The organism is Wenyingzhuangia marina, assembly GCF_900130035.1.
Lineage (GTDB): Bacteria > Bacteroidota > Bacteroidia > Flavobacteriales > Flavobacteriaceae > Wenyingzhuangia > Wenyingzhuangia marina.
Window position 1 is genome coordinate 195,992 of the sequence record NZ_FQXQ01000001.1, and the last position, 11,712, is coordinate 207,703.

At 30.5% G+C, this 11,712-nt stretch carries 12 protein-coding genes; 5 read left to right on the forward strand and 7 right to left on the reverse strand.

Annotation, left to right across the window (positions count from 1 at the left end):
* Positions 1–526 precede the first annotated feature (526 nt).
* The 6 genes from BUB70_RS00775 to BUB70_RS00800 form a co-directional block, all read right to left on the reverse strand.
* Positions 527–2,248 (reverse strand): hypothetical protein, encoded by a 1,722-nt coding sequence (locus BUB70_RS00775; RefSeq protein WP_073117780.1) that lies wholly within the window; start codon positions 2,246–2,248, stop codon positions 527–529.
* Between the two features lie 147 nt (positions 2,249–2,395).
* The gene (locus BUB70_RS00780; protein ID WP_073117781.1) at positions 2,396–3,049 is read right to left on the reverse strand and encodes a P-loop NTPase family protein; all 654 of its coding nucleotides are present in this window, start codon (positions 3,047–3,049) and stop codon (positions 2,396–2,398) included.
* A 238-nt stretch (positions 3,050–3,287) separates the two neighbouring features.
* Positions 3,288–3,770: a hypothetical protein gene (locus BUB70_RS00785; protein WP_073117782.1), complete on the reverse strand. Its 483-nt coding sequence runs from the start codon at positions 3,768–3,770 to the stop codon at positions 3,288–3,290.
* A gap of 5 nt (positions 3,771–3,775) precedes the next feature.
* Positions 3,776–4,048 carry a helix-turn-helix domain-containing protein gene (locus BUB70_RS00790; RefSeq protein WP_073117783.1) on the reverse strand — a complete coding sequence of 91 codons (273 nt, stop codon included), beginning with the start codon at positions 4,046–4,048 and terminating at the stop codon, positions 3,776–3,778.
* 223 nt (positions 4,049–4,271) lie between these two features.
* On the reverse strand, positions 4,272–5,123 hold the full coding sequence (locus BUB70_RS00795) for an RteC domain-containing protein (protein WP_073117784.1): 852 nt from the start codon (positions 5,121–5,123) through the stop codon (positions 4,272–4,274).
* Positions 5,124–5,231: 108 nt separating this feature from the next.
* Entirely contained in the window at positions 5,232–6,491 is a 1,260-nt protein-coding gene (locus BUB70_RS00800; RefSeq protein WP_073117785.1) for a site-specific integrase, read from the reverse strand.
* A gap of 314 nt (positions 6,492–6,805) precedes the next feature.
* Here BUB70_RS00800 and BUB70_RS00805 point away from each other — a divergent pair, with 314 nt between their 5' ends.
* From BUB70_RS00805 to porT, 5 genes are all read left to right on the forward strand, one after another.
* Positions 6,806–7,264: a hypothetical protein gene (locus BUB70_RS00805; RefSeq protein ID WP_073117786.1), complete on the forward strand. Its 459-nt coding sequence runs from the start codon at positions 6,806–6,808 to the stop codon at positions 7,262–7,264.
* Positions 7,197–8,585: an OmpP1/FadL family transporter gene (locus BUB70_RS00810; protein ID WP_073117787.1), complete on the forward strand. Its 1,389-nt coding sequence runs from the start codon at positions 7,197–7,199 to the stop codon at positions 8,583–8,585. Before BUB70_RS00805 ends, BUB70_RS00810 begins: the two co-directional genes overlap by 68 nt.
* A gap of 91 nt (positions 8,586–8,676) precedes the next feature.
* The gene (locus BUB70_RS00815) at positions 8,677–9,570 is read left to right on the forward strand and encodes a NifU family protein (protein WP_073117788.1); all 894 of its coding nucleotides are present in this window, start codon (positions 8,677–8,679) and stop codon (positions 9,568–9,570) included.
* A gap of 7 nt (positions 9,571–9,577) precedes the next feature.
* Entirely contained in the window at positions 9,578–10,309 is a 732-nt protein-coding gene (gene ubiE / locus BUB70_RS00820) for a bifunctional demethylmenaquinone methyltransferase/2-methoxy-6-polyprenyl-1,4-benzoquinol methylase UbiE (protein ID WP_073117789.1), read from the forward strand.
* Between the two features lies 1 nt (position 10,310).
* A complete protein-coding gene (porT, locus tag BUB70_RS00825) occupies positions 10,311–10,961 on the forward strand; it encodes a type IX secretion/gliding motility protein PorT/SprT (RefSeq protein WP_073117790.1) in 651 nt (216 codons plus the stop codon).
* Here the strand turns inward: porT and BUB70_RS00830 are convergent.
* Positions 10,942–11,685, reverse strand: a complete 744-nt coding sequence (locus BUB70_RS00830) for a TrmH family RNA methyltransferase (RefSeq protein WP_073117791.1) — start codon at positions 11,683–11,685, stop codon at positions 10,942–10,944. The genes porT and BUB70_RS00830 overlap by 20 nt on opposite strands.
* Between the last annotated feature and the right edge of the window lie 27 nt (positions 11,686–11,712).

Consider the following 11,712-nt stretch of genomic DNA (forward strand, 5'->3'; position numbering starts at 1 on the left):
TTGATACAAATATAATAATTATATGTAAATGAATATAATTAATATTTCAGGAGTGTTTTTATATGTAAATAAGTATAGTTTTTGAACAATTAATAATTAGCAATATGCAGTTTGCCTAAGGTTAGTGGCTATTTTCAAAAACCAATTTTCTTTATTCATTAGTAGTTATTGGCGAGTTGTTATTTATATTAATAAGGACTGTATTCTTTAAAATTAAAAAGTTTGTTGTATTTATGCCATTTGTTCAAACTTATTTTTTAATTAACTAAATCACTCTGCACTAGAAGTAAAGAGGTTTGTTTCACTAAGGATTATAAAATCCCTATTATATATCAAAATTAACTGGAGCCATTAATAACAAGCCCAAGGATATAACATTTTTTATAGCACTAAAGTGTTACAATGAAATTGCAGGGTTTTAACCCCTAATCTGAAACCTATAAACTGTTTGAATAAGATTTGTGACTTAGTAAATTGGACAAAACTCAGCATACCTTACGTTTGACGGTAAGCTATGAAGTAGTAATTACTTATCCCCATTGTTGTATACCCTTTTTATTTTTTCAATTTCTGTTATTATTTCATTTATTTCGTATCCTTTTTCAACATAAATCAAATGACATTTATGTTTCTCGCAAAGTTGTTTTTTTCTTTTATCCCTTTCTACAGTTTTTTCAAATGCTTCTTGTCCACCAAAAAACTCAATTGGTTCATAATGTTGAACACCTTGATATTCAATTCCGATATTTAATTTTGGGAAATAAATATCCAAATGTTGGCGACCAAGCCATTTTGGTGAGGCGTGATGTATAACTTCATCGTTTTTAAAATAATCCGATATTTTATAAAACAACTCTGTTTCACTTATCCAACCTTCTCCAACTTTTGGCATTCCAATAGTTTCTCTATATAAATCTTCAGCTTGTTTTAAAATTAATCTACATTGATTAAAGATTGATTTCTCAACTACGTGAGGAAATAATTTTTCATAACCTGATTCAGCTTGAAAATCATCTATTGCTTTGTAATGTTTATATTCTGCTTTTGACAAGAAAAAATCTTCGTAATATACCGAATTGTATTCCGATATGGTTTGTGTATTTGGCTTTTTAAAAAAACCAAATAATGATTTTTTGTTGGCAATCTCAACTGTTTTTGTGGTTGTTATTGGTTTGCTATTTTTAACAAATAGATTGAAAAATTTAGTTCCTTTTTCTAGTTTATATTTTTCAAGTTGTTGGTTGGCAAAAGGTTTTATTTCGTTTATGTTTTTTTGTCCAAACTCGGTTAAATGACTAAATCCACCTAGTTTTACAATTAGGTCGCCATTTAATAATTCTCGGTTTAGTTTATTTTCATATTCAATGATTTTTTGAACATTGATACAATCTTTTTGTGAAATTAAATCCCAAGCTTTTTCATAATTGCCTGACTTTTCTAATTTTTCTATTATCGCAGATTCTCCATATGTTTTTGTTTTAGGATAATATTTTGCAAGATTTTTTAAATGGATTTGCAATTCTTTTGTGTCTGAATTATGATTTTCTAACAAGTCATAAAATAGAATGTACGAATAATTATCGTTTCCTTTTATGTCAATGTATTTTTCGTTTAGAAAATGGTTTTTGTAAACTCTATAAAATGCTAATTGTGCCGAATTTGCTTCTCCAATTTCTCTAAATGAATAAACGTATTTGTGGTTCCAATGAGGGACTGGGTTATCACAATCGAAATATCCCATTTCACTTTTTGGTAAAACTTTATCTCTTGTTTTACTGTCGTTCCAAAACTTAATTTTACCTTTTACAATCAGATTAGATAGGTCAATTTCTTTTTCTACTCTTTTTGGCAAAAACAGGTCACCACCAACAAATTCTAATGAACCTAAATTCTTGATATTAGTATCTCTCAAACTTAATTTTCCGCCAACTTTTTTTAATGCACCTAAATCTTTAACGTTCGAGTATCTTAAAATTAAATCTCCACCAACAAATTCTAGGTTGTCTAACGACTTGATATTTGAGAATACAGTATTTGTGCTAATAAATAGGTTTCCTTTGACCTCTTTTAAAGTCCCAAAACTTTCAATAGTTGAATCACTAACTCCAAGGAATCCATTTACTTTTTCAACATTCTCAAGCTTTTTAATACTGTCTCCCCTAATTATTATATCAGAATGAATTTCATTTTCGGTAATGATTTTCTTTAAATCAGTAATTGTAAATATGTCTGTCGGATTATAGTTCAATGTTTTTCGTCAAATGGAGTAAAGTTAGTAATATGCTTTAAAAAGGTAATAGTTATATAAATAATAAAGGCAACCAGTACTATTTAAGTTTTTATCTCTAGTATTTGTAAAGAACAAAAGTAAGGTTTTAAGTAAAAAAAATGGCCATCACAACCTTTTATCCTTACAATTCTTATCAAAAGCTACTAAATTAAAAAGCTCTCTCATTCTAGAGCGGACTCTAGAACCGTAACGTTCATCAATTTCTTCTGCGTTGAGGTTGGTTGTAGCAAATGTTAGTTTTTTGTTTTGGAGGAATAAATCGTACCTGGAGAGTAAAACTTCTCCCATGACATTGCAATCTTGTCCAAAGTGTTTTCCATCAGGTTCAACACCAATATCATCAAAACAATAGGAGTTTGTAGAACCATACAATTCAATAATCGGATATCCTTTTCCGTTGAATTGAAAAGTAACATATCTGCTTGGGACTACCTGATAAGAATTTGTTGAAGGTGTAATGTTTTTTAATAATTTCATCCAACTTGTTTTTCCACAACCTACGGGACCAGAAAGTAAAATTCCTTTGTGGGGATCTAGCCCGTATTTTTCACAGTTTTTATAATCTCTGATAAAATACAAGCAAAGCTTGTAAAGTAAAAACATGTCATCTTCGTAGATTTTAAAGTTTTTTCCAAAGGTTAATCTGCCTTTATAGTTGAGGTAGGCTACAACTTTATCAAAATCGTAGTGAATGATGTTGTTTTCTATGGTTCCTAATTCGAATAGGGTTTCTTTTTCGTGTATGATGTGTGGGTGCATGGAGTTTTATTTTTTTTATTCCCATACTTTTTCTTGATAAAAAGTATGCAAAAATCAAGAAGATTCCTATGAAATTACTTCGTACCAGTCACTACATCATTCCATGCTCCTTTTCTTCGAAACGCACTTCCATGATTACATGACTTATTTCTTGGAACTTTCAAATTCTTTTTATTTTTTGAGTTTTAAAATCGGCAGGAACTTATATTATTTTCATCTCGACTCCGCTCGATGACCATCAAAGTGGTTGGCTATAATCCTTGTCATTTTCAACTTTTAAATAATCAGAATTTTGATTTTCCTGTTTATAATGTTTATTACGTTTTATATGTTTATTATGTTTATAATAAGATACCAGTGCTTGTCCCACAGGTTGTTCCACTACTTGTCCCACATCTTGTCCCAGTACTTGTCCATTACTAGTCCAAAAATTGTACATGTTGACTTCGCTACTTTTAAATGGATTTTGTGAAGGTTTGTATTTTATGAATTTCCATTTATTTAGATCACGAATACATTTGTGATAAGTTGTTTTTGAACCTATTTTGGCCATAATCATGACTTCGTTTCTGTTTACATAAAAAGGAGTTTGAAACCTATTCACATTCCATAATTGAAACAAAGCCATGTAGAGACTAATGTGGGTTGGATTAAAGCGTTGGTCATCAATTATTTTATCATAAAAAACTTTTAAGTGTTTTATATAATTGACTTCTGACATAAACTCTAGTGTTTCACTTTGTTTTCTTCCATTACTTTTTGAATTTCTTCAGCATCGTAATAAATAATACCTCCAATTTTGGTGTAGGGTAACGTTCCGTTGATGCGTAATGTTTGAAGTGTTCCTGGACTCACTTGGAGTAATTCCATAATCTCATTAGATTTTAAATACTTCTTTGATTTAGGAGAAGTATGAGATTTAAATATTTTTTTAAACTCTTCTAACATTTCTAATTTAAACTCTCTTAAATCATCTGTGGTAATAATTTCTTTTGGCATAATTTGCAATTTTAATGGTTCACTAATAGTTTGATTTGACTTTCGTTTTTCAAAATTGCAATGCTTTGATGGATTTTATTCGGTAGTTGTTCGTACTACCGAAAAATATTTTTGTGAAATTAAAAACCTCAACGTTTATATGGGTTGAGGTTTTTTAAATAAGAATATTTCTAAATAAATATTTTAGAAATGCCGTTTTCGGTAGTTCCATCAACTACCGATTTTAGATATCATCGATTTCTATTTTTTTAACAAGATTTAATGCTAATTTATTAATGAATTTAGTTTGGTTGTTAGCTCTGTTTCTTATTTCAGAAAATGTTTTATAAAAATTACCTAATTCAATATTAAATATGTCACTTAAAACCTCTATTAATTCCTTAATTTGATAATCTCCATTATTGATAACACCAGAAGTTTTAAGAGCATAAATTAACTCTACTAAATCTGTTTTGGAGCCTGTCCAATGCAAATGATTATTAGTAGCTGGTCTATTTAATGACGTATCATAAAAACCTGCTTCCACATTTGAAATACAATGAAGTTCTTGTTTGTAGAACTCACATAAAACATCATAGGTTTTTACTTCACATGCTAATTGATCATGTGAAGTTGTAAAGTCAATATCTGTATCATTAAAATCCGAAAAAGGAAACAATTCTAGACGTTCTTTTTCTCTTGAGAAATACAATTCATCATAAGCTGTTTCCTCCAGTTTCATATACCTGTAAAACTTTAGATGTTTCTTCTTTTTGACTTCTAATTCTCGTAGCTTTTTTTGGATGTATTTTTTCTGTTTTTCTAGACTTATGAATGGCTTTTCTTGATTATAAGCCAATTGATGATTGTAGAGTTTTATGTCTGCTGTAATTTTAGGTTTGATGGTTTTAAAAAAGGTGATTTCTTCGTTCAAATCTTTGAATTTCATGTCACGAACATAGACCCTTATTTGATGTGAATATCTTTTTGAAGCTTCTATTTTGTACTTTAATTGTTTGTGTTTGGCAAGATTTTTAGATTCAATTTTTTTTAGTGATGCATGATATGCCTCAATTAATTTAGTAATGTTTTTCATAATAACTTTTTAAAAATAGCAGTCATGAATGTATGGAAACACCTTTATTTGTAATATCTACCTACGTATAAACACAGTCGTATAGGTGTACTGAAACTAAAAAAACACTCAAGATGAGTGTTTTAAAATCAGTGAATTACGAGATTTAGAACTGAATTTGTTTTTCAAAATCCGCATATCTTCACTTACTTTTTTATCTACAATTTTTGCATAAATCTGGGTAGTGGTAAGTTTGGTATGTCCTAACATTTTTGATACAGTTTCAATAGGAATTCCATTAGACAAAGTAACCGTTGTAGCAAAAGTATGACGTGCCATGTGAAAAGTTAAATTCTTTGTAATTCCACAAGCATCAGCAATTTCTTTTAAGTAGCTATTTACCTTTTGATTAGAGATGGTTGGAAAGATTTTATTGAAATCAATTTTTCGGTAGTTCTCGGTAGTAGAAAAAATCAGGTTTTCGGCAGGTTCCAACAACGGAACTTTTACAGAAGTTCCTGTTTTTTGTCTTTTGGTCATAATCCAATTCTCTCCATCAATTCCTTTTACAATATTATCTGGAGATAAATTTCTGATATCGATGTAAGATAAACCTGTATAACAACTAAATAAAAACAAGTCTTTTACCAAACGTAATCTTGGAATGTTTGAATAATAGTTTTGAATTTTATCCAATTCGTTTTCTGTTAAATATTCTCTATTTGTTTTTTCTAATGATAGTTTATAATTGACAAAAGGATTTTTAAGGAGCCAATCTAGGTTGATGGCTATATTGATCATTTTATTAATACGTTGTATGTGTTTTACAATCGTATTATTTCCTATGGGTTTATTATTCCCTTTTGAAATATAATTTCGCAAGAACAATTCAAAACCAGAGATGAACTTATAATCTAATTCTTTTAAAAAGACATCTGTGGTTTTATACCTACTTTCAATATACTCAAGTATATAGTTTTGTGTTGTGAGATAGTGATTTAAAGTGTCTTTGGTTACTTTGTCTTTGGTAATAAGATTGTGATATTTAAAGAGGTCAGTAAAAGAATAGTTTTGAGTATCTAAACCTAAATATCTTGCTTTTACTAGTTGTGAAGTGATTAATTTTCCTTCAAGCTCTAACTCTCTATAAGCATTGGCTACTTTAGCTTCTTCTTCTTTTATAAACTGATTAAGAATTCTAGCTTCGTTGGAATTTCCTTTGATTTTAGACTTAGAATTATCCCAAGAATCAATTTTAATTTTCTTATTTAAACTAATGTTAGCTCGTTTAGAATTGATGGTAATTCTAAAATAAATAATTGCGAATCCTGGTTCAACTTTTTGTGTGTACAACCAGGTAAGTAATGAATAAGTATTTGATGATACCATAGTAATCGTCTTTTGTGGTGAAACATTGGACGAAAGTCAAATCAAACTATAAGTATCTATAAATTGTAAATAGGTTAGTAAAATTGGCTTAAAAAAAGTACTAACCGAATTACTGACCTAATATATGAAATATTTTGGTTTTCATTCAAATCAACACAAATAAAAAAACCTTATAAACATAGCGTTTATAAGGTTTTGGGCACTTTTGTGATAAAAGTTGCGGAGAAATTGGGGATCAAACTTTTACGACCCATATTACAATTGGGGGTGGAATTATCCTTTTTACGGATACATAAATCCTTATAATAGTTGGTATGGTTACGGATATTATAACTGGAACTGGGGAAGACCTATTTATTACGGAAATAGCCAAAGAAATCAAACCTATAGAAACAATAGTAATTCCTATAGAACAAATCGTTCATCTAACAACAAATACTACAATACAAACAGTAATAACTCCAACAACAGTAATAGCAAATATTACAATAATAACAATACAAATTCAACAAGATCATACAGAAGAACTAGTAGTTCACAAAACTCAAACAATACCCAAGCAAAAAGATCTTACACCCCAACACAAACAAGTACTCCTAGTTACAACAGAAGCTCAAATTCATCAAGCAACAATCGTAGTAACAGCTCAAGTGGATCATACAGAAGCAATAGCAATAGCTATAGGAGACGTTAAAAACAAATCTTATGAAAAAACACTTATACTTTTGCCTGCTTTGCCTTTTAGGTTATCAAGCACAGGCACAGACCTATAATTATACGGATTTAGGAGTTTTATTCTCCCAAGACAATAATACCGGAACAGCAAGAGCTACAGGACTAAACGGAGCTTTAGGAGCTGTAGGTGGTGATTTGAGTAGTATCAACATCAACCCAGCAGGAATAGCCATTTATAACAATAATGAATTAAACTTCACTTTAGGATCGTACAATTACGACAACAGTACAGATTATTATAATTCAAGTATGAATAATAAATCTACCGTTTTTAACACAGACCAAGTAGGAGCTGTTTTTGTTTTTAGAGATGCCATCACCACTAATGATTGGTCTAAAGTTAGCTTTGCTGTGAATTATCAAAAAACAGCAAATTTTCATACTCGAAATTCTTTTTATGGAAATAGCGGATTTGCTAGTTTTAACAAACACCCTAACGACCCTGACACTAATAACGAATACAATAATGCTATAAGTCAAGACTTCTATAATTATATAGACGGTAAAGCTTCTAAAATTAATTTGGCTTTGGCAGGACAATATGGACATAATTTTTATGCTGGATTTAGCATCAACATTCATCATATTGATTTTTCGCAATCCACCACATTAAATGAATTAAGTACCGACAACAACAATAATACACTAGATGTATTGGCTACTGAAGATTTAAATGAAAATGCCGATGGTTTTTCTATCAACCTTGGATTTATTTATAAACCTATCCAATCAGTTCGTTTAGGGTTAGCCTATCAATCACCTACTTGGTATCGTTTTGCGGAGAACTTTAGTTCTAAAGAATTAATCGCTAGCATTCCCTCAGAAAACATTGATGCAGCAGATCCATTCATAGATAATTCTTATTTAGAATATCAATTAAGAACTCCTGGAAAACTGACTGCCAGTGGTGCTTTTGTTATTGGTAAAATGGGATTCATCAACCTAGATTATAGATATGATGTATACAACTCTTTAAACCTAAACGGAAGTAACAGTTTTAGAAATGACAACCAATACTACACAAATGTTTTACAAAACACAAACAATGTAAACATTGGTGGAGAATTGCGCTTACAAAATATAAGTCTAAGAGGAGGTTTTGGATACCAAGAAAGTCCTTATAAAACAAATTTAGACCCTAGAAATACTGATGTTTTAAAATTAGGAGATCAATACAGTGGTTCTTTAGGTGCTGGGATTCGTTTTGGAGCTTCAAGATTAGATATTGCCTATAGAAAAACCATGCAAGACAATGAATATGACTTTAATGATGCCAACCAACAATTTCAGTATATTCAGTCAGGAACAATAGACAATAATAACTCTAGAATCATCGCAACCTATACTTATTCCTTTTAATGAAAAAATACTTTCTAATGGAAGATCCAACTGTTAAATTAGAGCTCAATTAAATTTAAATAAACTACTTTTGTATAAATTTTTTTGAGGAATGAATACACATCGTATAAGTATAGAAGGAACTAACAATGCTTCTATTGTAAAGTTTGTTAGTAATGAGCAGGTAACTAAAGGAGGAAGCTATCAATTTAACAATATTGATGAAGCTAAAGAATCCCCTATTTCTCAACAATTGTTTAAACTTCCATTTGTTAGCAAGGTATTTATTAGCGCTAATTTTATCGCCATAGAAAAATACGATATCGTTGAATGGAGTGATATACAAAATGATATTAGAGAGCTAATAGAAATCTATTTAAACGAAGGGAACACCATTGTGACAGACAAAGCTGAAACAAGAAAAGTTGCCATCGAAATTTATGCAGAAAGCACCCCTAACCCAATGGTTATGAAGTTTGGATGTAATAAAATGTTGACGCCAGATGATCATGAATACAAATCTGCTGAAGAGACAAAAAACTCTCCATTAGCTCAAGTTTTATTTGAATTCCCTTTTGTAAAAGAGGTCTATATTTCAGAAAACTATGTATCCATCACCAAAAATGATTTGATTGAGTGGGGAGAAATCAACGTACAAATAAGAAGTTTTTTAAAGGAATATATCCAATCTGGAAAAACCATTATTGATACCTCCATTGCAAAACCAAAAGTAGAAATCCCTACTACTCCTATCCAAGATTTAGCAGGAGTTCCTTTGGAAATTGCCAATATATTAGAAGAATATGTTAAGCCTGCCGTTGCCAATGATGGAGGAAACATCGTTTTTCAATCTTATGATGAAGAAACCCAAGATGTATATGTTATTTTACAAGGTGCTTGTAGCGGATGTCCATCTTCTACCATTACTTTAAAAAATGGAATTGAAACCATGCTTAAAGAAATGTTACCTAATAAAGTAAATAACGTAATTGCTGTTAACGGATAATCTTGCCATGTCAAAAATCATCAAACCCTACAAAGACTCAGACGCTACTAAAAAAACACAAGTAGCAGACATGTTTAACAATATCTCTGGAAATTATGATGGCCTAAATAGGGTCATGACTTTTGGAATAGATATTCAATGGCGAAAAAAAGTAATAGCAATCGTCAAAGAGAGTCAACCCAAAAAAATACTTGATATTGCTACGGGTACCGGAGATTTGGCTATTATGCACAGCCAAGAAATGCCAGATGCACAAGTTATTGGTTTAGATATTTCTTCTGGAATGCTAGAAGTTGGTAAAGAAAAAATTAAAGGTCTGGGCTTAGAATCTAATATTGAAATGGTGTTAGGCGATTCTGAAAACATTCCTTATGAAGATGATTTTTTTGATGCTATTACCGTTTCTTATGGTGTTAGAAATTTTGAAGACTTAAATAAAGGTTTACAAGAAATTAACAGGGTTTTAAAACCTGGAGGAACTTTTGTGGTTTTAGAAACTTCGGTACCTACTAAGTTTCCATTTAAACAAGGATATCAATTCCATAGTAAAGTACTTTTACCTTTAATTGGAGGTTTGTTTTCTAAAGACAAAACAGCCTATTCTTATTTATCAGAATCTGCCAATTCTTTTCCTTATGGAGAAAAATTTAATGCTATTTTAAAAGAAAACAAATTTAATAACGTTGTAGATATACCTGTAACTTTTGGAGTTTCTACCATTTATAAAGCCATTAAGTAAAATGAAAAAGCTAGTTGTATTTTTATTCTTTTGTATTTGTACCATTTCTTATGGACAAACTGAAAGGGTATTACAGCTACAAAACTTTGATAAAAAACCTATCCGTTATGGATTTTATCTAGGATTACATCAAAAAGGATATGCTTTAGAGGCCTCTAACAATGTTACTTTATCAAACGGAGCAGGATTTCATTTAGGAGTTTTAGCCGACTTAAAAACATCTGAATTTATAAGCTTCTTAACAGAACCAGGTATTATTAGTAGCACCAACAGTCTTACCTTTGATGGTATAAAAACTGAAGTTCCTGCTACTTATTTCCATCTTCCGATATCTATAAAACTTCGTACCCGAAGACTTAATAACACTAGAGGATTTATCATAGGAGGAGTTTCATACAACTATAATTTCACTGCTAAGAAAAATAACAATGACAATGGTGCTAACCCAAGAGATTTTGAACTGAAGCAACACACTTTCATGGGAGAATTCGGAATTGGAGCTAGTTTTTACTTTCCTTACTTTAAATTTTCTCCATCTATTAGGGGAGTTTACGGATTTCAAAATGAATTTATTGGCTTAGGATCTATTGCAAAAGCTAATGTTAGCGAATTAAGAACTAGAGGCGTTTTTCTTACTTTAACTTTCCAGTAGCACGCCTAAACTCATTCAACAAAATAGCCGTAGCTGTCGCTACATTTAAACTTTCAGTAGCTTGAAGTTCTCCAAACCTAGGAATGGTTAGTTTTCGAGAAATTAATTGTTTTATTTCACTACTCACACCATTGGCCTCATTTCCCATGATAATAATTCCATTTTCTGGTAAAGTAGCAGCGTACACATTCTCCCCTTCCATATCTGTAATATAAACAGGTTGTTGAGTATCTTTTAAATACGGAATCAAATCTACATATTTTACCACTACCCTTGTTAAAGACCCCATGGTAGATTGAACCACTTTTGTGTTATAACAATCCACAGTATCTTTGCTACAAATTAATTCTTTTACACCAAACCAATCACACAACCTTATAATGGTTCCTAAATTCCCTGGATCATTAATTGTATCTAACACTACTTTTAATCCGTTGTCTTGAGAAGTTTTTTCTGATGGAATTTTAAAAAGCCCTAATACTTTGTTAGGCGATTTTAATACACTTATTTTTTTTAATTCATTTTCCGTAATGCTTACACAAGCATAATTTTTGTAATCCCCCAGTACTTCATCAACACAAAACAAAGTCTGTAACTCTATTTCAGAATTTAAAAATTCATTCACTACTTTTATTCCTTCAGCAACAAAAAGTCCTTCTTTTACACGGTACTTTTTTTGTTGTAAACTCGTTATCAATTTAATTTGATTCTTAGATATTGGCATGTAATGAAATTTTGGATTCAAATTTAA

Excerpts from the sequence above, each read along its gene's own strand:
- BUB70_RS00795 (WP_073117784.1), bottom strand. The coding sequence starts at position 5,123 with ATGAAAAACATTACTAAATTAATTGAGGCATATCATGCATCACTAAAA.
- BUB70_RS00790 (WP_073117783.1), bottom strand. The coding sequence starts at position 4,048 with ATGCCAAAAGAAATTATTACCACAGATGATTTAAGAGAGTTTAAATTA.
- BUB70_RS00780 (WP_073117781.1), bottom strand. The coding sequence starts at position 3,049 with ATGCACCCACACATCATACACGAAAAAGAAACCCTATTCGAATTAGGA.
- BUB70_RS00810 (WP_073117787.1), top strand. The coding sequence starts at position 7,197 with ATGAAAAAACACTTATACTTTTGCCTGCTTTGCCTTTTAGGTTATCAA.
- BUB70_RS00805 (WP_073117786.1), top strand. The coding sequence starts at position 6,806 with ATGGTTACGGATATTATAACTGGAACTGGGGAAGACCTATTTATTACG.
- porT (WP_073117790.1), top strand. The coding sequence starts at position 10,311 with ATGAAAAAGCTAGTTGTATTTTTATTCTTTTGTATTTGTACCATTTCT.
- BUB70_RS00815 (WP_073117788.1), top strand. The coding sequence starts at position 8,677 with ATGAATACACATCGTATAAGTATAGAAGGAACTAACAATGCTTCTATT.
- BUB70_RS00800 (WP_073117785.1), bottom strand. The coding sequence starts at position 6,491 with ATGGTATCATCAAATACTTATTCATTACTTACCTGGTTGTACACACAA.
- ubiE (WP_073117789.1), top strand. The coding sequence starts at position 9,578 with ATGTCAAAAATCATCAAACCCTACAAAGACTCAGACGCTACTAAAAAA.
- BUB70_RS00785 (WP_073117782.1), bottom strand. The coding sequence starts at position 3,770 with ATGTCAGAAGTCAATTATATAAAACACTTAAAAGTTTTTTATGATAAA.
- BUB70_RS00830 (WP_073117791.1), bottom strand. The coding sequence starts at position 11,685 with ATGCCAATATCTAAGAATCAAATTAAATTGATAACGAGTTTACAACAA.